Genomic DNA, 20,390 nt, shown 5'->3' on the forward strand with positions numbered 1-20,390 from the left:
CTCAGTGTGGGTCGATATGGGTCTTGTGGAAGATATCGCCGGCCGGCGGGATCGCCTGCCGCTCGATCATCCGGTGGACCCTCGGCGCCGTTTCGCCGCGATGCAGGGCGAGCAACCGGTCGGTGGTCTCGGCATCCGCTTTGGTGCGGCGCTGGTTGTGGCGGACATATTCGACCCAGGTCGGCGTGTGATAGGTCTCTGTCCAGATATCCGGGTTCTCCAGGTCGCGCATCAATGCCCAGTTTCTGGCACCGTCGCGGATGCGGATGCGACGCCGCTCGACCATGAGACCAAGGAATTCGGGCAAGTCCTCGTCGGCGATCTCGTAGTCGATATTGACGACGATGGGTCCGCTGCGCGGCCGGATGTCGAGCTTCAGCGGCGGCTCGTTGAAGCGGTTGAGCGGATCGAGGTTGAGGGAGGCAAAGGCCGGCATCGGCAGCCACAGACCGATTGCGACACCGAGGATCATCAGCAGGCTCGAGGCGAAGAAGGCGTTGGTCAAACCATGGCTTTCCGCCAACAGACCCCAGATCCAACTGCCTCCAGCCATGCCGCCGAAGGTTGCGGTCTGGTAAAGGGAAAGCGCGCGCCCCACCACCCAGCGCGGCGTCGATAGCTGGACGACGGTGTTGAAGAGCGACAAAGCCAGCACCCAGCAGGCCCCGGCGACCAGAAGAGCGAGGCTGGTTAGCACCGCATAGGAACTGATGCCGATGATGGCAGAACTCAAGGCAAAGCCGGCAAAGGCGCAGCGCACGATGTCCTCGCTCGAAAGGGCCTCCCGCAGCCTGGAGTTCGCGAGCGCCCCGGCGATAGCCCCGGCGCCGAAGGCGCCGAGCATGACGCCATAGGTGAGCGCGCCGCCGCCGACCAGATCGCGCGCAACGACCGGCAGCAAGGCCAGGACGGCGCTTGCGGTCAGGCCAAACACGAAACCACGGAACAGCACCTTACCGATGTTCGGCGACATGGCGACGTAGCGCAGGCCGGCGCCGATCGCCCGGCCGAGTGCCTCACGCGGCAACGTCCGCTTCGGCAGTTCCGGTTTCCAGCGGTAGAGCGCGAAGATGAGGGTAAAATAGCTGAGCGAATTGGCGGCAAAGGCAGCGGCCGCGCCTGCGACAGCGACAATCATGCCGCCGATCGCCGGGCCGACGCTCCGGGTAATGTTGAAGCCGACGCTGTTCAGTGAAACCGCGCCGGCCAGATCCTCGCGCGGCACCATGTCGCCGACCGAGGCCTGCCATGAGGGATTATTGAGCGCAACGCCGCTGCCGAGCAGGAAAGTGAAGAGCAGCAGCAGCCAGGGCGTGATCAGATCAAAATAGGCAAAGAGCGTCAGAAGCACGGAGACGCAGAACATGAAGACCTGGGCTGTCAGCATGACGCGGCGACGGTCATAATTGTCGGCGATGGCACCGGAAAGCAGCGAAAATAGCATCAATGGCAGGGTGGTCGAGGCCTGCACCAGCGCCACCATGTTTTCGGACTGAGAGATCGACGCCATCATCCATGCCGCACCGACCCCCTGGATCAGTCCACCGAGATTGGATGCAATGCTTGCGCTCCATATACTGCGGTAGACGGGATGCTTCAACGGGGACAGGAATGAGCTGCGCTCGGGCATGTCGGCTTACCTTTTCTACGGCCATTTCTCTGGCGATGACTGCAATAGACTGCCAGCAATGATCTTCCTCGTGAACCAGCATCCTGTCGCCCGAAGGCAGAAACATGCCGATCCTCGTGAAAAGCTTGCAATCCCGTCCGAGGTGGCGTATAAAACGTTCAAATTCTTGATCGATAGATGAAGGGTGGGGCCGCAAGGACCCGCTCTTTTTTGTTGGCGATCACATCCATCCGGGAGTATGACGATTGACTGACAGCATGCCGACGCCGGAAGCCGGCGAAGCACGTATCATCATCGAAACTGGGCTTGACCGGCGTATCGCCGAGATCATCGAGCCGGTTTTGGTTGCGATGGGGTACAAGCTGGTGCGCGCGCGGCTGATGAACCAGAACGGCCTGACACTGCAGGTGATGGCAGAACGCAACGACGGAACGATGACCGTCGCGGATTGCGAAGATGTTTCGATGGCGATCTCTCCCGTTCTCGACGTCGAAGATCCAGTCGACAAGGCCTATCACCTTGAGGTTTCATCGCCGGGCATCGATCGCCCGATGGTGCGCAAGTCGGATTTCGAGCGGTGGAGCGGACATATCGTCAAGTGCGAGACCTCCATCCTGGTCGAGAACCGCAAACGTTTCCGCGGCAAGATCACCGAGGTCGATACCGATGGCTTCACACTCGAGCGCGACCAGGTCGCCTATGGCGAGGAGCCGCGGGTCAAGATCCCGTTCAATGCGCTCAGCGAAGCGAAGCTGGTCCTGACGGATGATCTCATTCGCGATGCGCTGCGCGCCGACAAGCAGGCGAAAGCGCAAGCGGCCAACCAGAACGACGAAGACAGCGACGAAGCATAACGTTTGACTAACCGCCTCGAGGGCCAGGGCCCCGGCAGGAAGACGGAGACTTAAGACAATGGCAGTCAGTGCTAACCGGCTCGAGCTCTTGCAGATCGCGGACGCGGTCGCCCGTGAGAAAGTCATCGACCGCGAAATCGTCCTTGCAGCTATGGCCGACGCCATCCAGAAGGCCGCCCGCTCGCGCTACGGCTCCGAAACGAATATCCGCGCCGACATCAACTCGAAGACCGGCGAAATCCGTCTGCAGCGTCTTCTGGAAGTCGTCGAGAAGGTCGAGGATTATTCGACCCAGATCGCGCTGGAACTCGCCCGCGACCGCAATATCGAAGCCAAGATCGGCGACTTCATCGCCGATCCGTTGCCGCCGATGGATTTCGGCCGTATCGCTGCGCAGTCGGCCAAGCAGGTCATCGTGCAGAAGGTGCGTGAAGCAGAGCGTGACCGCCAGTTCGACGAGTTCAAGGACCGTGTCGGGGAAATCATCAACGGTACCGTCAAGCGTGTCGAATACGGCAATGTCATTGTCGACCTCGGCCGTGGCGAAGGCATCATCCGTCGTGACGAGATGATTCCACGCGAGGCCTTCCGTTACGGCGACCGCGTCCGCGCCTACGTCTACGACGTGCGCCGTGAACAGCGCGGGCCGCAGATCTTCCTGTCGCGAACCCATCCGCAGTTCATGGTCAAGCTCTTCACCATGGAAGTGCCGGAAATCTACGACGGCATCATCCAGATCAAGTCGGTTGCCCGCGATCCTGGTTCGCGCGCCAAGATCGCCGTCATCTCGAACGATAGCTCAATCGATCCAGTCGGCGCCTGCGTTGGTATGCGCGGCTCCCGCGTCCAGGCCGTCGTCGGCGAACTGCAGGGCGAAAAGATCGACATCATTCCGTGGTCAAGCGATCCGGCCGCCTTCATCGTCAACGCACTGCAGCCTGCGGAAGTCGCCAAGGTCGTTCTCGACGAAGATGCGGAACGCATCGAAGTCGTGGTGCCCGACGAGCAGCTGTCGCTCGCTATCGGCCGTCGCGGCCAGAACGTGCGCCTCGCATCGCAGCTGACCGGTTGGGACATAGACATCATGACGGAAGCCGAGGAATCGGAGCGCCGCCAGAAGGAATTCAACGAGCGCACCAACCTGTTCATGGATGCTCTCGACGTCGATGAAATGGTAGGCCAGGTTCTGGCCTCGGAAGGCTTTGCCGCCGTCGAGGAAGTCGCCTATGTCGATCTCGACGAAATCACCTCGATTGACGGCTTCGACGAGGACACCGCCCAGGAAATCCAGACCCGCGCCCGCGAGTACCTGGAAAAGATCGAGGCAGAAATGGACGCCAAGCGCAAGGAACTCGGCGTTGCCGACGAACTGCGCCAGATCGACGGCATCACTACGCAAATGATGGTCGCGCTCGGCGAAGACGGTATCAAGACCATTGAAGACTTCGCGGGCTGCGCCGCCGACGATCTGGTCGGATGGAGCGAACGCAAGGACGGCGAGACGAAGAAGTTCGAAGGCCTGTTCTCGAAGTTCGACGTTTCGCGCGCCGAAGCGGAAAATATGATTGTTCAGGCCCGCCTTTCGGCCGGCTGGATCACCCAAGACGATCTGGCAGCTCCTGCTGAAGAAGAAGTGGCAGAAGAAGCCGGGCAGGCTGAATGATCATGACCGGTGCGGCCGAAGAAAAGCCCGGGGACGATGGTCCCGAGGGTGACGTGAACGGCCGCATGTGCATCGTTACGCGAGAGAGCGGTTCACCGGAGTCGCTCATCCGTTTCGTTGCCGCCCCGGATGGAACCATCGTACCGGACCTGAAGCGCCAGCTTCCCGGCCGAGGTTGCTGGGTGACGGCGCGTCGCGAACTGGTGGACAAGGCGGTGGCGAAGAAGCTCTTCGCCCGGGCCCTGAAAAAGGAAGTAAGGGCGGATGCCGACCTCGGTCAGACTGTCGACCGGCTCCTTGCTCAACAGCTTGCCGGGATGATGAACCTGGCACGCAAGGCGGGTCAGTTCGTGTCGGGATCGGCGAAAGTCGACGCGGCCGTCCGCGGTGGCGAGGCGCTGGCCGTCTTCCATTCGACGGACGCGGCAGCTGACGGCGTCAGAAAAATCGACCAGGCCCGCAAGGCCTGGCACCTCGGGATGGAGACGGACGCGGAGATTCCCGCGTTTCACCTGCTTTCCAGAGCAGAAATGGACGAACTGATGGGCCAGAACGCGTTTATCCATGCAGCAGTGCTTGCAGGGCAGGCGGGTGAAGGTGTAGTGAAACGCGCAAACCTACTTGAACAGTACCGCACAGGCGGCCTGTCTCAGAAAAAGGATGTCGCAGACATGCCGAAGCAATGACGCGGTCAACGGCTTCAGCCGGACGCTTTATGGGAATTTATGATTTGAACGACGAGGTCTGATGTTCCATCCGGCCTTGTCCAAGGAACGGAACGGAATGACCGACAACAACGACGACAAGACACTCAGCACGCCGGCCAAGAAGACCCTCACCCTGAAACCGTCAGGCGTGACACAGGGTACCGTGCGCCAGGACATGGGTCGCGGTCGTACCAAGGCCGTCGTGGTCGAGACCCGCAAGCGCCGCACGACCCGTCCCGAGGACGAAAAGATCGTGACGCCGGTCGCTCCGGTCGCGCGCGCGTCTGAACCTGCGGCAGCGCCGGCCGTCCAGGCCCGTCCCGCAGCACCCGCCCCGCAGACCCGCACTCATCAGCCGACTCCTCAGCCGCAGCGCCCTGCGCCGCAGCAACCCGTCCGCCAGGAGCGCCCGCGCGGCGCCGTCCTTCACGACCTGTCGGCCGGCGAGATGGAAGCGCGTCGTCGCGCGTTGATCGAGGCCCAGGCTCGCGAAGTCGAGGAAGCCAAGCAGCGCGTTATCGATGAGGCGCGGCGCCTCGAGGAGGCCAAGGAACACGCTCGGCTGGCTGCTGAAGAGGCCGTCCGCCGCGCTTCCGAGCCCCAGCCGGAAGAAGAGCCCGCAGCGCCTGTTGCCGAAGCCAAGCCCGAAGTTACAAGGCCGGCTGTCGCGCCGGCCGCTCCAGGGCAGCCCGGTTTCGTACGCGGCCGCAAGGCCGTTGGCGATGAAGAGGAGGAGCGCACTGTCAGTCGCGGCGCGCCCGCTCGCGGCAAGATCGCTATCCCGGCTCCGGCCAAGGTTCCGCCGCGTCCCAAAGCTGAAGAGGACCGTCGCCGCGGCAAGCTGACCGTCACCACGGCGAATGTCGATGAAGAAGGCGGTCCCGCGCGCGGTCGCTCGCTTTCCGCCATGCGTCGCCGCCAGGAAAAATTCCGCCGCAGCCAGATGCAGGAAACGCGTGAAAAGGTCATGCGCGAAGTCATCCTGCCGGAAACCATCACCATCCAGGAACTGTCGCAGCGCATGTCCGAACGGGCAGTCGATGTCATCAAGTATCTGATGAAGGAAGGCCAGATGATGAAGCCGGGCGACGTCATCGACGCCGACCTTGCCGAACTGATCGCCACCGAATTCGGCCATACCGTCAAGCGTGTTTCGGAGTTGGATGTTGAAGAAGGCATCTTCAATGTCGCCGACGACGAAGGCGAACTGGTTTCCCGTCCGCCGGTCGTGACCATCATGGGTCACGTCGACCACGGCAAGACCTCGCTGCTTGACGCGATCCGCAATGCCAGCGTCGTTTCCGGCGAAGCCGGCGGCATCACCCAGCATATCGGTGCCTACCAGGTGGAGCAGAACGGCCACAAGATCACCTTCATCGACACCCCCGGTCACGCCGCCTTTACTGCGATGCGTGCCCGCGGAGCGCAGGCAACCGACATTGCGATCCTGGTGGTCGCAGCGGACGATGCCGTCATGCCGCAGACGATCGAGTCGATCAACCACGCCAAGGCGGCCAATGTGCCGATCATCGTGGCGATCAACAAGATCGACAAGCACGAGGCGAACCCGGACAAGGTGCGCCAGCAGCTTCTGCAGCACGAGGTGTTCGTGGAATCCATGGGCGGCGAAGTGCTCGACGTCGAAGTCTCGGCGAAGAACAAGGTCAACCTCGACAAGCTTCTCGAAGCCGTCCTGTTGCAGGCCGAAATCCTCGACCTGAAAGCCGACCCGAAGCGTACCGCAGAAGGCACTGTCATCGAAGCGCAGCTCGACCGCGGTCGTGGTGCCGTGGCGACCGTACTTGTCCAGAAGGGTACGCTGAAGCCCGGCCAGATCATTGTCGCAGGCGACCAGTGGGGCCGTGTACGCGCCCTCGTCAACGACCGTGGAGACCATGTCAAGGAAGCTGGTCCTGCCATGCCTGTCGAGGTGCTCGGCCTGTCCGGAACGCCGGCCGCCGGCGACCGCTTCGCGGTGGTCGAAAGCGAAAGCCGCGCTCGCGAGATCTCGGAATATCGTCAGCGCCTCGCCCGCGACAAGGCCGCCGCTCGTCAATCTGGTCAGCGCGGCTCGCTTGAGCAGATGATGACCCAGCTGCAGGCGACCGGTTTCAAGGAGTTCCCGCTGCTGATCAAGGCCGACGTGCAGGGTTCTGTGGAGGCCATTGCCGGCGCATTGGATAAGCTCGGAACCGAAGAAGTTCGGGCGCGGATCGTCCACTCCGGTGCCGGCGGAATCACCGAGTCGGATATTTCGCTGGCGGAAGCTTCGAACGCCGCCATCATCGGCTTCAACGTTCGCGCCAACACCCAGGCCCGCAGTGCAGCAGAGCGTGCCGGCATCGAAATTCGCTACTACAACATCATCTACGATCTGGTGGATGATGTGAAGGCAGCGATGTCGGGCCTGCTCTCGCCCGAACGGCGCGAGACCTTCCTCGGCAATGCCGAGATCCTCGAGGTGTTCAACATCACCAAGACCGGCAAGGTCGCGGGCTGCCGCGTCGTCGAAGGCAAGGTCGAGCGTGGGGCAGGAGTGCGCCTGTTGCGCGACAACGTCGTCATCCACGAAGGCAAGCTCAAGACGCTCAAGCGCTTCAAGGACGAAGTGGCCGAGGTGCCGATGGGTCAGGAATGTGGCATGGCCTTCGAGAACTACGAAGACATCCGCGCCGGCGATACGATCGAGTGCTTCCGCGTGGAACACATCACGCGCACGCTTTAAGGCGACGACCCGCACGGGCTAACAGGACGGGCGCCGGACGATCCGGCGCTCGCTTCGTTTGAGGCGAAAAGACATGACCAGACCAACTTCTTCCGTGCCCAACCAGCGCATGTTGCGCGTCGGCGAACAGGTGCGCGCCGCAATCTCGCAGGTGTTGCAGCGTGGCGACGTGCGCGATCCGCTGATTGAAAAGACGGTGATCTCAATCTCCGAGGTCCGCATGTCGCCGGATCTGAGGGTCGCCACCGCCTATGTGACGCCGCTCGGCGTCGCCGACCATCAGGCGGTGATCGACGCGCTGAACCACCACGCCAAATATATCCGCGGACGGCTCGGCCCCCAACTCCGGCAGCTGAAGTACATGCCCGAGGTGCGTTTCAAGGACGATACCAGTTTCGACAATTACCAGAAGATCGACGCGCTCTTGCGCTCGCCCGAGGTCCAGCGCGACCTGGGGCACACCGACAGCGACGACGAACAAGAATAGAGGCGCATGTCCAAACCCCGCAAACCCAAGGGCCGGCCGATTTCCGGTTGGTTGATCCTCGACAAGCCTGTAGACTTCGGCTCGACTGAGGCTGTTTCCAAGATCAAGTGGCTGTTCGACGCCCAGAAGGCCGGCCATGCCGGCACGCTCGATCCGCTTGCCTCCGGCATGCTGCCGATCGCGCTCGGCGACGCCACCAAGACAGTGCCCTATGTCATGGATGGCCGAAAGATCTATGAATTCACCGTGAGCTGGGGCGAAGAGCGCTCGACCGATGACCTCGAAGGCGAGGTGACACAGTCATCTGTCCATCGTCCGACGGAGGAGCAAATCCGCGCCCTATTGCCGAACTACACCGGTGTCATCTCTCAAATACCACCGCAGTTCTCAGCCATCAAGATCGCCGGCGAGCGTGCCTATGACCTGGCACGCGAAGGCGAGACGGTGGATATTCCATCCCGTGAAGTCGAGATATTTCGTCTCAATCTGATCGGTTGTCCCGACGCCAACCGCGCGCAGTTCGAAGTCGAATGCGGCAAGGGCACTTATGTGCGTTCGCTCGCCCGCGATTTCGGCCGCGATCTCGGCTGCTACGGCCACATCTCCTCGCTCAGGCGCTCGTTCGTCGCGCCTTTCGCCGAGGAAACGATGGTGCCGCTGGCCGAACTGACCGCGCTCGAAGCGATCGAGGACAAGCAGGAACGGCTGGCCGCCCTCGATGCGTTCCTAATCGATACCGGCGAGGCACTGTCCAGCCTACCGCACATCGCCATCACAGAAGATCAGGCGCATCGCCTCCGAATGGGCAATCCGATCCTGCTGCGCGGCCGCAACGCACCGGTCGCTGAGGCTGACGCCTTTGTCACCTGCTTTGGCAAGCTGGTGGCAATCGGCGAGATCGGCGAAGGCGAGTTCCGGCCGCGGCGCGTTTTCACCTGAACTGCGTCTGGACAAACAACGCTTTCATTTCGTCTCCGGATGAGCTATAGGCACGCCAGTACGGCGGTTTTCCGCCTGCTTTCACGGCCTTTGCTGGACGACATCCCGGCATATGGCGACTTTTTCTCCTGATATTCAGAAAGGATCTCCGATGTCGATCACTGCAGAGCGCAAGGCTGCCCTCATCAAGGAATATGCAACCGTCGAAGGCGATACCGGCTCGCCGGAAGTCCAGGTTGCGATCCTGACCGAGCGGATCAACAACCTCACCGGACACTTCAAGGACCACAAGAAGGATAACCATTCCCGTCGTGGCCTGCTGACGATGGTGTCGAGCCGTCGCTCGCTTCTTGACTACCTCAAGAAGAAGGACGAAGGCCGCTACACGAAGCTCATCACGAGCTTGGGCATTCGCCGCTAAAAATTTACCGGCGGACCATCTTCACGGGGGTCCGCCGGTTCCTTTTCGGGACCCCGTCCCGGCCGGTCGCAACGGGCGGAATGCTCCGCGACCTCTATATGAAGGGCAGCCCGGATGGGCCGGCGCTGCCAAAACCAACCGATGGCCTGTCATGGGGCAGGATTGCAGGGTGCTTTCGCCGAAGATCTTCGGCAAGTCGTGAGAGAAGATGTCCCAAACGCGCGGATGTCTCTCGACCTAGGAGAGCCTCCCGCTGTCTTGCCCGTGATGCGTCAGCATTCCCGTGGATGCGAACGCTCTTTTCGAGCGGCGGCCTTAGGGCCCGCAATCGCGGAAGAAGGACAAGACAGATGTTTGATATCCATAGCGTGGAAATCGAGTGGGCAGGTCGCCCGCTCAAGCTCGAAACCGGCAAGATCGCCCGCCAGGCTGACGGCGCCGTTCTCGCCACTTACGGCGAGACCGTCGTGCTCGCCACCGTCGTTTCGGCCAAGTCGCCGAAGGCGGGCCAGGACTTCTTCCCGCTGACCGTGAACTACCAGGAAAAGACCTATGCCGCCGGCAAGATCCCGGGCGGCTATTTCAAGCGCGAAGGCCGCCCTTCGGAAAAGGAAACGCTGGTTTCCCGCCTGATCGACCGCCCGATCCGCCCGCTCTTCCCGGACGGCTACAAGAACGACACCCAGGTCGTCGTCACCGTGATCCAGCACGACCTTGAAAATGATCCCGACGTCCTGTCGATGGTCGCCGCTTCGGCAGCGCTTACGCTTTCCGGCGTACCCTTCATGGGCCCGGTCGGGGGCGCCCGCGTCGGCTTCATCAACGGCGAATATGTTCTGAACCCGCATCTCGACGAGATGGACGAGTCGGTTCTCGATCTGGTCGTCGCCGGCACGCAGGACGCCGTCCTGATGGTCGAGTCGGAAGCCAAGGAACTCAACGAAGAGATCATGCTCGGCGCCGTCATGTTCGGCCACAAGGGCTTCCAGCCTGTCATCGACGCGATCATCAAGCTCGCCGAGGTTGCCGCCAAGGAACCGCGCGATTTCGATCCGGCTGACTATTCCGCGCTCGAAGCCGAAATGTTGGCGATGGCCGAGACCGAACTGCGCGACGCCTACAAGATCACCGAGAAGGCCGCCCGTTACGCCGCCGTCGACGCCGTGAAGGCGAAGGTCAAGGCGCACTTCCTGCCCGAGGGCGGCGAAGCCAAGTACACGGCTGAGGTCGTCGGCTCGGTGTTCAAGACCCTGCAGGCGAAGATCGTCCGCTGGAACATCCTCGATACCAAGAGCCGCATCGACGGTCGCGACTTGGAAACCGTTCGTCCGATCGTATCGGAAGTCGGCATCCTGCCGCGCACCCATGGCTCGGCCCTGTTCACCCGCGGCGAGACCCAGGCGATCGTGGTTGCCACGCTCGGCACCGGCGAAGACGAGCAGTATGTCGACAGCCTGACCGGCATGTACAAGGAACGCTTCCTGCTGCACTACAACTTCCCGCCCTACTCGGTCGGTGAAACGGGCCGCATGGGCTCCCCGGGCCGCCGTGAAATCGGCCATGGCAAGCTCGCCTGGCGAGCCATCCGCCCGATGCTGCCTTCGGCTGAACAGTTCCCCTACACGCTGCGCGTCGTCTCCGAGATCACCGAGTCGAACGGCTCGTCCTCGATGGCAACCGTCTGCGGCACTTCGCTGGCGCTGATGGACGCAGGTGTTCCGCTGGCCAAGCCGGTTGCCGGTATCGCCATGGGCCTGATCCTCGAAGGCGAGCGTTTTGCTGTTCTCTCCGACATTCTCGGTGACGAAGACCACCTCGGCGACATGGACTTCAAGGTTGCCGGCACCTCCGATGGTATCACTTCGCTGCAGATGGACATCAAGATCGCCGGCATTACCGAAGAGATCATGAAGGTGGCTCTGGCCCAGGCACAGAGCGGCCGCAAGCATATCCTCGGCGAAATGGCGAACGCCATCACCGAAGGCCGTTCGCAGCTCGGCGAATTCGCCCCGCGCATCGAAGTGATGAATATCCCGGTCGACAAGATCCGTGAAGTTATCGGTACCGGTGGCAAGGTTATCCGCGAGATCGTTGAAAAGACCGGCGCCAAGATCAATATCGACGACGACGGTACGATCAAGATCGCCTCTTCCTCGGGCAAGGAAATCGAAGCCGCCCGCAAGTGGATCCATTCGATCGTTGCAGAACCCGAAGTTGGCGTCGTCTATGAAGGTACCGTTGTAAAGACCGCCGATTTCGGCGCCTTCGTCAACTTCTTCGGCTCACGTGACGGCCTCGTGCACATCTCGCAGCTCGCTTCGGACCGCGTTGCCAAGACCTCGGACGTCGTCAAGGAAGGCGACAAGGTTTGGGTCAAGCTGATGGGCTTCGACGAGCGTGGCAAGGTTCGCCTCTCCATGAAGGCCGTCGACCAGACGACCGGCAAGGAAATCGCAGCCGAGAAGAAGAAGGAAGAGGGCGAAGCCGCCGAATAAGTGGCCCCTCACTTTTGAACCAAGGCGCGGAAACCATTCCGCGCCTTTTTTATTCGCCCGGAGAACCTGCCATGAGCCGCGAAACGCTGAAAACCCTGTTCCACCCCTTCGCCAGTGGCGTCGTCGCCGCACCCGCGGACGGTGAACGCTTCCTGTTCCTCGGGGCCGAGGCTGGCTTTGCGGCGCCCGCTGAGTTCGCAGCGTCCCTCGTGCCCGTACAGGGTCATCGCGGGGAGTTCCTCAAGCTGCAGGCCGCACGACTCGAACCGATCCCCCAGGTCGAGGGCGAGGGCTTTGACGGGGCGCTGGTGCTGCTTGGCAAGCATCGGGGCGAGAACGACAATCGCGTCGCGGAAGCCCTTAAGCGGGTCAAGGCGGGCGGCCTGATCGTGGTTGCTGGCGGCAAGGAGGACGGCGTCCAACCCATGCGCAAGCGTCTGGCCGGGCTCGGGATCGAAGCCGAGCACATGCCGAAATACCACGGCGTCGCGCTGTGGTTCAACACACCGGAGAATGCTGGCGCGGCAGTCGCCAAGCTTGCCGCGCAAGATGCACTCGTTGACGGACGCTTCCATACCCGCCCCGGCATGTTCTCGCATGATCGCATCGACGACGGCTCCGAGCTGCTAGCAAGCCGACTGCCCGAGAATTTCGACGGCAATGCCGCAGACTTCGGCGCCGGCTGGGGCTATCTTTCTACCATGCTCGCCACGCGCTCGCCGCGGACCGCCCGCATCGACCTGTTCGAGGCCGATTTCGACGCCTTGGAATATGCCAAGGCCAACCTCGCGGCCAGCTGCCCTAACCTGACGGCACGCTTTTTCTGGCAGGACCTCACGCGCGAGCCGGCAAAGGAAAAATACGACCTGGTCATCATGAACCCGCCCTTTCACCAGGGCCATGCCGCGGAGCCGGGCCTGGGCCAGGCGATGATCAAGGCTGCAGCCCAGGCGCTGCGCAGCGGCGGCATGCTGCTGATGGTGGCCAATCGTGGCCTGCCCTATGAGGCAATCCTCGGCGAAGGCTTCCGCGAGCATGGCGAAACCTGCCGAAATGCGCGGTTCAAGGTTCTCTGGGCCAAGAAATAGGCTCTGCTAACCCGTTATCCGACATTGTTGGCCCGTTACGGAAGAGTGAGCGGGGGCCGCGGTGGGCGGACCGCTCCGTATTCCGTGCCGGCGCGATATGAGATCGCGCCAGGCTCCTCCGGGATTGAGGGAGAAGCCTTACTCGGAGTCAGAGCTGCGCAGCATGTCGAGCGTCGGCATGGACGTGATGTTGTAGCCGGAATCGACATAGTGGATTTCGCCAGTTACGCCGCGCGACAGGTCCGACAGCAGGTAAAGCGCCGAGTTCCCGACGTCCTCGATCGTGACGGTGCGGCGCAGCGGCGCGTTCTTCTGCTGCCATGAGAGCATTGCGCGTGCATCCGAGATACCGGCCCCTGCGAGCGTCCGGATCGGGCCGGCAGAGATGGCGTTGACCCGAATACCTCGCGGACCGTAGTCGCCCGCAAGATAGCGGACCGAAGCCTCCAGAGCGGCCTTGGCGACGCCCATGACGTTGTAGTTCGGCATGATACGCACGGAACCGCCATAGGTCAGCGTCAGCATGGAGCCACCATCGGTCATCAGGTTGGCTGCCCGCTTGGCAATCTCGGTGAAGGAGAAGCACGAGATCACCATTGTGCGGGTGAAGTTGTCGCGCGTCGTATCAGCGTAGAGGCCCTTGAGCTCGTTCTTGTCCGAGAAGCCGATCGCATGCACGATGAAATCGAGCTTGCCCCAACGCTCTTTCAGCGCCTCTATGACCGCGTCGACGGAGGCGATGTCCTCTACGTCACAGGGCAGAAGGAAGTCCGAACCGAGTTCCGAGGCCAGTGGCTTGACGCGCTTGCCGAGCGCCTCACCCTGGTAGGTAAAGGCTAGCTCTGCGCCAGCGCCAGCAAGCGCCTTGGCGATTCCCCAGGCGATCGAGTGGCTGTTCGCGACGCCCATGATAAGGCCGCGTTTTCCCTGCATAGAGGCGATCATACCGTTATCCATTATGACGCTGGAAGACCAGGGTTGCGTTGGTGCCGCCGAAACCGAAGGAGTTGGACAGAACGGTGTCGATTTTGGCATTGTCGATGCGCTTGCGAACAATCGGCACACCCTCGAATTCCGGATCAAGCTCGGTGATGTGGGCGCTTTCGCCGATGAAGCGCTCCTGCATCATCAGCAGGCCATAGATCGATTCCTGCACGCCGGCCGCACCGAGCGAATGGCCTGTCAGCGACTTGGTCGACTGGATAGGCGGGATCTTGGCCCCGAAGACTTCACGGATGGCGCCAACCTCCTTCGAATCGCCGACCGGCGTCGAAGTCCCGTGGGTATTGATGTAGTCGATGTCGCCCTTCACGGTGGATAGCGCCTGACGCATGCAGCGGATTGCGCCTTCGCCCGACGGAGCGACCATGTCGTAGCCGTCGGAGGTTGCACCATAGCCGACGATCTCGGCGTAGATCTTGGCGCCGCGTGCCTTTGCGTGCTCCAGTTCCTCGAGCACCAGCACGCCCGCACCGCCGGCGATGACGAAGCCGTCCCGCGAGGCGTCATAGGCCCGCGATGCGGTCGAAGGCGTATCGTTGAACTTGGAGGACATGGCGCCCATGGCGTCGAACAGATCAGACATGGTCCAGTCAAGATCCTCATGGCCGCCGGCAAACATCATGTCCTGCTTGCCCCACTGGATCATCTCATAGGCATTGCCGATGCAATGTGCCGAGGTCGAGCAGGCCGACGAGATCGAATAGTTGACGCCGTGGAGCTTGAACCAGGTCGCGAGCGTCGCGGAGGCGGTGGACGACATGGCCTTCGGCACGGCGAAGGGTCCAATGCGCTTGGGACTGTTGTTCTGGCGCACGATGTCGGCGGCCTCGACGATGGTGCGGGTGGAGGGACCGCCAGAACCCATGATGATGCCCACGCGTTCATTCTGCGCGTAGTCGGCCTCTTCCAGAGCGGCGTCGGCGATCGCCTGCTTCATGGCGACATGGTTCCAGGCGCCGCCCTGAGACAGGAAGCGCATGGCGCGACGGTCAACGTGTTCAGTCGGATCCAGTGCGGGCTTGCCCCAGACCTGGCACTTGAAGCCATGCTCGGCGAAATCGGGAGAAAAGCTGATGCCCGACTTCGCCTCACGCAGAGATGCAGTCACCTCTGCCGCATCGCCGCCGATAGAGGACACGATACCAAGTCCCGTAACAACTACCCGTCTCATCTCTCAGACCTTCTTATTATCGTAACTGGACACGGCCTCTTCAGGCCGTCTTTTCCTTTGACAGACCCACGCGAAGGTCTGTTGCCTGGTAAATTGTCTCTCCGTCAGCCTTCAGCCAGCCGTCGGCGGTGCCCAGAACCAGGCGGCCACGCATGACGCGCTTGAAATCGATCCCGTACTCCAGGAGCTTGGTGTCTGGGCGAACCATGCCCTTGAACTTCACTTCACCGGTTGAAAGCGCCATGCCGCGGCCGGGCTCGCCCAGCCAGCCAAGAAAGAAGCCAGTCAATTGCCACATGCCATCGAGGCCGAGACAGCCGGGCATGATGGGATTGCCCTGGAAATGGCAGGGGAAATACCAGTCATCCGGATGGACGTCATATTCTGCACGGATATAGCCCTTGTCGAAGGCGCCACCGGTTTCGGAAATGTCCGTGATCCGGTGTACCATCAGCATCGGCGGCAGAGGGAGCTGCGCATTGCCGGGACCAAACAGTTCGCCGCGACCGCAGGCGAGAATCTCTTCGTAGTTATAGCTGGATTGTCTTGGTGCCATTTTCTTCTTCTTCCCCCTCAGGCTTCGCGTTCACGGACCCTTAGAGCAAGATAGGGACAAATTGAAGTCTCACAATAGCCGACACAGAATGCCAGGGAACTTCCCGATCCGCCGCCAGTTGGTGACTAAGCCGTCGCATTACAGGAAGCACCCCGTCAGGGCCAGTCCCCAAACCGCCAAATCGCGGCTTTTTCGACGCATTGTGGAGCGGTGACCCGGTAGAAACTATTGAAAGGGCAGCGCGTAAAAGTTATATCGTCACATGAAGTCGGTGAACGACCGATAGGCAATGCGGAGATCGTCTTGATGACGACGGAAGACCGTTCACGTACGGAACTGAAATTGCGGCAGGCGGGCCTTCGCCCGACGCGTCAGCGTATTGCACTCGCAAGCCTGCTTTTCGCCAAGGGCGACCGTCACCTGACCGTGGAAGAACTGCACGAGGAAGCCACAGTTGCCAAAGTGCCAGTGTCACTCGCGACGGTTTACAACACGCTACACCAGTTCACCGAGGCGGGCCTCATCCGCGTGCTGGCCGTCGAAAGCGCCAAGACCTATTTTGATACCAACACCTCAGATCATCACCATTTCTTCATTGAGGGCGAGAACGAGGTTCTCGACATCCCGCTCAACAATATTGCCATCGACAATCTCCCCGAGCCGCCGGAGGGCATGGAAATTGCCCATGTCGACGTGGTGATTCGTCTTCGGCCGAAGATTCGCTGAGGCCTTCGCCCCCCCCCCCCCACGAACTCCCTACAAAACATCTTCTGGCGCTCGTCCGGGACGTGAATTGTAGCGCGGAAAGCTCCAGCCGAAGCGAAGCGCGCCGCCTCTGATGGCGAAGGCGGTGACTCCACCGAGCATCGACGCGACAAGGAGCGGCAGGCCGAACATTGTGCTCGCTGTGAAAACGCAGGCACCAGCCAGGGCCGCCGTCACATAAACCTCGGGGCGCAGGAGCACGGAAGGTTCGCCGGCGATGATATCGCGCAGGATGCCGCCGAATGTGGCGGTCAGCGTGCCGGTGACGATCGCCACTGTCGGGGAACCGGTCGCGGCAAGCCCCTTGGCTGCCCCCATGACGCAATAGGCCGAAAGCCCGATGGCGTCGAGCCAGATCAGCAGTCGGTAGCGCGATTCAAAGAGATGTGCGGTGAAGAAGACCAGCACGCCGACAAAGGCGCAGACCAGGATGTAGCCAGGATCGCGCACCCAGAAGACCGGAGCACTGCCGAGTACAAGGTCGCGCAAGGTGCCGCCGCCGATGCCGGTAACAGCCGCCAGAAACAAGAAGCCGATCACGTCGAAGCTCCTTGCGCGAGGCCGAAAGTGCACCGGTCGCAGCAAAGACGGCGACCCCCGCATAGTCGAGAAATCCGAGCAGTGTCATATCAGCCCTTTCCGGCGAAAGCGTTTGGCAACCTTAACGGCGTCAGGGCCGCACAAGCAACGAGACATAGAATAGGAAAAAGAGAGCTCATCTTCCTGGGACGATCGCTGTGAAATACCTGCTTATGGCCCTTCTGCAAAGCGCGTTTCTATTGACCGCGAACTCCATATCGCTTGCCCAGCAGGCACTCATCAGTGATCCCGAGATCTATGAAAAGCAACATTTCCAGAAACGCTGCAGCGAGGCCACGTTTGGCCCGGACTACATCACCCGACTGGATATCAACAATGACGGCATCAAGGACGTCGTGGTGAACGAAGGCGAACTGGTCTGCGACGGCGTGCGCGGCCCGGACTGCTCCGACGACGGCTGCCCCTATAACTTCTATCTGCAGGTGAAGGAAGGCGGCTACTTCATGATCGCCACCGCCAAGATGTACGGTTACGACTTCATCAAGCGCTTCGGCAACATGGTCTTCGTGATGCAGATGCACCCGCGCTTCTGTGAACGCACCGACGAGGTGCCATGCGAGATCACCGTCCGCGTTCGCGGCACCAAGTTTCTGACAATCTCGAAAAAATAGCTACTGCCGTTCAGGGGGCTGGATACAACGCCTCGATGCGGCCTGTCAGGTAATAGGCGGCAAGCCCGATCCACTCGCGTATCGCGGTTGCAGTCTGTTGGGCATTCAGCGTCGGCTGGGTAAAATCCACCCCGAGTTGCACCTTTCCGCTCGTGCGGTAGTCGGTCGACCAGGGTATGACGGGGATCCCGACCCTGCGGAAAAGGCCCACGGCACGCGGCATATGAAAGGCCGACGTGATCAACAGGCAATCCGCTAAGCCCAGGTCCGCGAGGAGCGTCCGACTGTTGTCGGCATTCTCCGAGGTCGTGCGCGACAGCGTCTCGCCGATCAACCGGTCGGACGAGACGCCGAAGGTGGTAAAGAAGCGTTCGGAGGCGACGGCATCGCCCTCATAATCCCCACTCAAGGACCCGTCGCCACCCGACACGATAATGACTGACTGGGGAAACCGGTGCGCAAGGCGCAAGGCCTCGATGAAACGGTCCGCCGCCTGGTTCATCTCGATCCCGCCCCGCGTCGTCGTCACCTCGGTTTCGAAGGCCCCGCCGAGTACGATCACGCACGAGAGGGTTTTCGGCTCTGCGCCCGGTTTGGGGAAGCGCGCCTCCAGCCCCTGCAGCAGGAAGGATCCAGTGCTCGTGTAAAGCATCACGAAGAGAATGAGGCCCGCCAGGGCACAGAGGGCCAGGCCGAATCGGCGCAGGCCCGAGAGGAGCGCGATGACTGCAGCCAAGATCATCAGGAAAGCCAGCGACAGCGGCTGGGCAAACAGCCAGAACAGCTTGGAAAGTATAAACATTCGTCTCGCTCTCTGCACGAGGTGGCCGCGGTCGCGGGAAAGCGTCGTGCTACCAACTGCCCAAATATGAGAGTTGCTCATATGGCAACAGCCTCGCTCAAGGCAGCTCACTTAAGCCTGCGACACTCGAAAATAAAGATTTTTACGCGATTGAATTTTGGGGGGCTCATGCGCTTCGCAATCGATACCCTGGACGAAGCGGGCAACAGCCGGATCTATATCGGCGTGCCGCTCGGCAGATCAGGTGACAAGCTCCGCGTTCAACTCCGGAACGGCGAGGCCGAGCTTGAAATAGACCGTATTACCGACTGGTTCCAGATCGATCAGGCGACGAGCGAGGAGCGGGGCGAACTGTTCTACTGACCCGCAAGCTGGTTCAGCAAACCCTATCCACAGGCGGACAGCCAAGTCCAGCGAACCCTGAAAGGCGCGCCCCGTCTGTGCGGCACGCCTCCCGCAAGGCCGGGACGCATCCGCTCATCTCGCAAGGTTCAGTTCGCCGCACTCACCCGAGGCATCATGCGTCGGCGAAACCGGAGGACAGCGAAGGCCACTAGCACACCGCAGGCCACCAACCCGAGAGACAGAAGCGGCCGATAGGCAAACCAGCCGATGGCAATCGCCAAGGGCCCGACCAGCGCGGTCAGCACCAGTGCGATCAAACCCGTACCGAAGCGCACCAGCGAGCCGGCAATCGGAACCACATCGGCAATGACGCCGAGGATCGAGAAGAACAGGCTGAACCCGACCAGGAGGCCGACAATACCGCCGAGACGGATCAGCCACATGATCATCGTGTTTTCCGCCTGGGCGGCATCGAACATTGTCGCGGCATTCGCCTCTCCGGCTGCGCTCAGAAAGATCTCGCGACCGTTCGATGCGGTAAAGGGCTTCAGCCATCCGCCACTCTGTGCCGCCACGAAGCTGGCCTCGGCCAGGTCCGCCCGGTTGTAGCGGATGCGCAGATCGCCCACCCGCGGCTGCGACGGATCAGATCCGACATAGAAGCCGCCACGGTCGAGATGTACAGTACGAGAGAGCAGCCGTTCAGCGCGCCGGACCTCCTCTTCCGTCAGCCTAAGGTCGGTTTCGGCGCCAAGGCCAGCGACGTTTTCGCCCGACACGGTAAAGGCGCCGACCTTGGCGCTGTCGATGGCAAACGACTGACCGTCGACTACGAGATCGGGGTTTTCGTGGCCCTCCGGCTGGCGGAAGTCACCTAAATCCTCCCGCCCGGATTTCCACTCCCTGGAATAAGTGTAGGTGGTGACGGTTTGCTCGCTTCCCCCCAGTTTGGTCTCGGAACGCGATTCGCTTTTCTCCACCCACTGGTACATCTCGACCTCGCGCCGGATCGCCACGGCGCCGTCGGCGGCAATCCCGAATTCTGGATCGGTCGGAACGCCGCCTGGCGTCAGCTTGCCGGAGATGTGGATGAGCTTTCCCTCGTTCGAGGGTGCGATCTCTTCGGCACTGACCGAGACCACCACGCCCGCGCCTTCAGTCAGCGCACGATAGGCCTTGATCGAGCGGCCCTCGTTCCATACCAGCGCCCATATGGCGGCGATGACCAGAATAATGCCGATGACAGCGCCAATCAGTGCATTCTTCAACCGCGCAAGCCACGATGTCCGCGTCGTTTCCGTGAAGCTCATGTCACCACCACCCTTCAGCAATCCGAATATGCATACCCGATGTATGTTCGCGATTCCCTATGGGAATCGCGGAAGCGCATCAAGCGGCGGCACAGGACTGCAGCCTGACTTGTTTTGGCAAAATCCGGGGACCGTGTGGAATGGCTGCATCACGTTGCGGAAAACGAACATAATGCTCGAGAAGACCTAAAGGGAAGGTATCGAGAGATTTGGTGGAGC

At 61.4% G+C, this 20,390-nt stretch carries 18 protein-coding genes and 1 pseudogene; 12 read left to right on the forward strand and 7 right to left on the reverse strand.

The window, feature by feature from the left end:
- Position 1: 1 nt before the first annotated feature.
- Positions 2-1,630 (reverse strand): MFS transporter, encoded by a 1,629-nt coding sequence (locus tag ACWPVA_RS16105; RefSeq protein WP_454288643.1) that lies wholly within the window; start codon positions 1,628-1,630, stop codon positions 2-4.
- Positions 1,631-1,887: 257 nt separating this feature from the next.
- On the opposite strand from ACWPVA_RS16105, the gene rimP reads away from it, so the two are divergent.
- From rimP to ACWPVA_RS16150, 9 genes are all read left to right on the forward strand, one after another.
- Complete coding sequence (rimP, locus tag ACWPVA_RS16110) at positions 1,888-2,484, forward strand: ribosome maturation factor RimP (RefSeq protein ID WP_454289615.1); 597 nt, start codon at positions 1,888-1,890, stop codon at positions 2,482-2,484.
- A gap of 58 nt (positions 2,485-2,542) precedes the next feature.
- Positions 2,543-4,147 (forward strand): transcription termination factor NusA, encoded by a 1,605-nt coding sequence (gene nusA, locus ACWPVA_RS16115; RefSeq protein WP_454288644.1) that lies wholly within the window; start codon positions 2,543-2,545, stop codon positions 4,145-4,147.
- The gene (locus tag ACWPVA_RS16120; RefSeq protein WP_454288645.1) at positions 4,144-4,833 is read left to right on the forward strand and encodes an RNA-binding protein; all 690 of its coding nucleotides are present in this window, start codon (positions 4,144-4,146) and stop codon (positions 4,831-4,833) included. The genes nusA and ACWPVA_RS16120 overlap by 4 nt, the downstream gene beginning before the upstream one ends.
- Positions 4,834-4,930: 97 nt before the next feature.
- Positions 4,931-7,579, forward strand: coding sequence for a translation initiation factor IF-2 (gene infB / locus ACWPVA_RS16125; RefSeq protein WP_454288646.1), 2,649 nt, complete (start codon positions 4,931-4,933; stop codon positions 7,577-7,579).
- 73 nt (positions 7,580-7,652) lie between these two features.
- Entirely contained in the window at positions 7,653-8,066 is a 414-nt protein-coding gene (rbfA, locus tag ACWPVA_RS16130; RefSeq protein ID WP_454288647.1) for a 30S ribosome-binding factor RbfA, read from the forward strand.
- A gap of 6 nt (positions 8,067-8,072) precedes the next feature.
- Entirely contained in the window at positions 8,073-9,005 is a 933-nt protein-coding gene (truB, locus tag ACWPVA_RS16135; RefSeq protein ID WP_454288648.1) for a tRNA pseudouridine(55) synthase TruB, read from the forward strand.
- 151 nt (positions 9,006-9,156) lie between these two features.
- Positions 9,157-9,426, forward strand: coding sequence for a 30S ribosomal protein S15 (gene rpsO / locus ACWPVA_RS16140; protein WP_034512717.1), 270 nt, complete (start codon positions 9,157-9,159; stop codon positions 9,424-9,426).
- A 350-nt stretch (positions 9,427-9,776) separates the two neighbouring features.
- Positions 9,777-11,921: a polyribonucleotide nucleotidyltransferase gene (gene pnp, locus ACWPVA_RS16145; protein ID WP_454288649.1), complete on the forward strand. Its 2,145-nt coding sequence runs from the start codon at positions 9,777-9,779 to the stop codon at positions 11,919-11,921.
- A gap of 71 nt (positions 11,922-11,992) precedes the next feature.
- Entirely contained in the window at positions 11,993-13,009 is a 1,017-nt protein-coding gene (locus ACWPVA_RS16150) for a class I SAM-dependent methyltransferase (protein ID WP_454288650.1), read from the forward strand.
- 138 nt (positions 13,010-13,147) lie between these two features.
- Here ACWPVA_RS16150 and fabI read toward each other — a convergent pair whose 3' ends face one another.
- The 3 genes from fabI to fabA are packed head-to-tail and all read right to left on the reverse strand — an operon-like array spanning position 13,148 to position 15,738.
- Complete coding sequence (gene fabI / locus ACWPVA_RS16155; RefSeq protein WP_454288651.1) at positions 13,148-13,954, reverse strand: enoyl-ACP reductase FabI; 807 nt, start codon at positions 13,952-13,954, stop codon at positions 13,148-13,150.
- A gap of 4 nt (positions 13,955-13,958) precedes the next feature.
- Positions 13,959-15,182 carry a beta-ketoacyl-ACP synthase I gene (gene fabB / locus ACWPVA_RS16160; protein WP_454288652.1) on the reverse strand — a complete coding sequence of 408 codons (1,224 nt, stop codon included), beginning with the start codon at positions 15,180-15,182 and terminating at the stop codon, positions 13,959-13,961.
- 40 nt (positions 15,183-15,222) lie between these two features.
- Positions 15,223-15,738, reverse strand: a complete 516-nt coding sequence (gene fabA / locus ACWPVA_RS16165) for a 3-hydroxyacyl-[acyl-carrier-protein] dehydratase FabA (RefSeq protein ID WP_454288653.1) — start codon at positions 15,736-15,738, stop codon at positions 15,223-15,225.
- 306 nt (positions 15,739-16,044) lie between these two features.
- Between fabA and irrA the strand changes: the two genes are divergently transcribed.
- Positions 16,045-16,464, forward strand: a complete 420-nt coding sequence (irrA, locus tag ACWPVA_RS16170) for an iron response transcriptional regulator IrrA (protein WP_454288654.1) — start codon at positions 16,045-16,047, stop codon at positions 16,462-16,464.
- A 30-nt stretch (positions 16,465-16,494) separates the two neighbouring features.
- On the opposite strand, the pseudogene ACWPVA_RS16175 reads toward irrA, so the two are convergent.
- Positions 16,495-17,131 (reverse strand): annotated as a pseudogene (locus tag ACWPVA_RS16175) (trimeric intracellular cation channel family protein).
- Positions 17,132-17,240: 109 nt separating this feature from the next.
- Here ACWPVA_RS16175 and ACWPVA_RS16180 point away from each other — a divergent pair.
- The gene (locus ACWPVA_RS16180) at positions 17,241-17,714 is read left to right on the forward strand and encodes a hypothetical protein (protein ID WP_454288655.1); all 474 of its coding nucleotides are present in this window, start codon (positions 17,241-17,243) and stop codon (positions 17,712-17,714) included.
- 10 nt (positions 17,715-17,724) lie between these two features.
- Here ACWPVA_RS16180 and ACWPVA_RS16185 read toward each other — a convergent pair whose 3' ends face one another.
- Positions 17,725-18,516 (reverse strand): YdcF family protein, encoded by a 792-nt coding sequence (locus tag ACWPVA_RS16185; protein WP_454288656.1) that lies wholly within the window; start codon positions 18,514-18,516, stop codon positions 17,725-17,727.
- Positions 18,517-18,684: 168 nt separating this feature from the next.
- Between ACWPVA_RS16185 and ACWPVA_RS16190 the strand changes: the two genes are divergently transcribed.
- Positions 18,685-18,879 (forward strand): hypothetical protein, encoded by a 195-nt coding sequence (locus tag ACWPVA_RS16190; RefSeq protein WP_454288657.1) that lies wholly within the window; start codon positions 18,685-18,687, stop codon positions 18,877-18,879.
- 128 nt (positions 18,880-19,007) lie between these two features.
- Here ACWPVA_RS16190 and ACWPVA_RS16195 read toward each other — a convergent pair whose 3' ends face one another.
- Complete coding sequence (locus ACWPVA_RS16195) at positions 19,008-20,171, reverse strand: TMEM43 family protein (RefSeq protein WP_454288658.1); 1,164 nt, start codon at positions 20,169-20,171, stop codon at positions 19,008-19,010.
- Positions 20,172-20,390: the final 219 nt, after the last annotated feature.

It is taken from the genome of Rhizobium arsenicireducens (genome assembly GCF_964021225.1).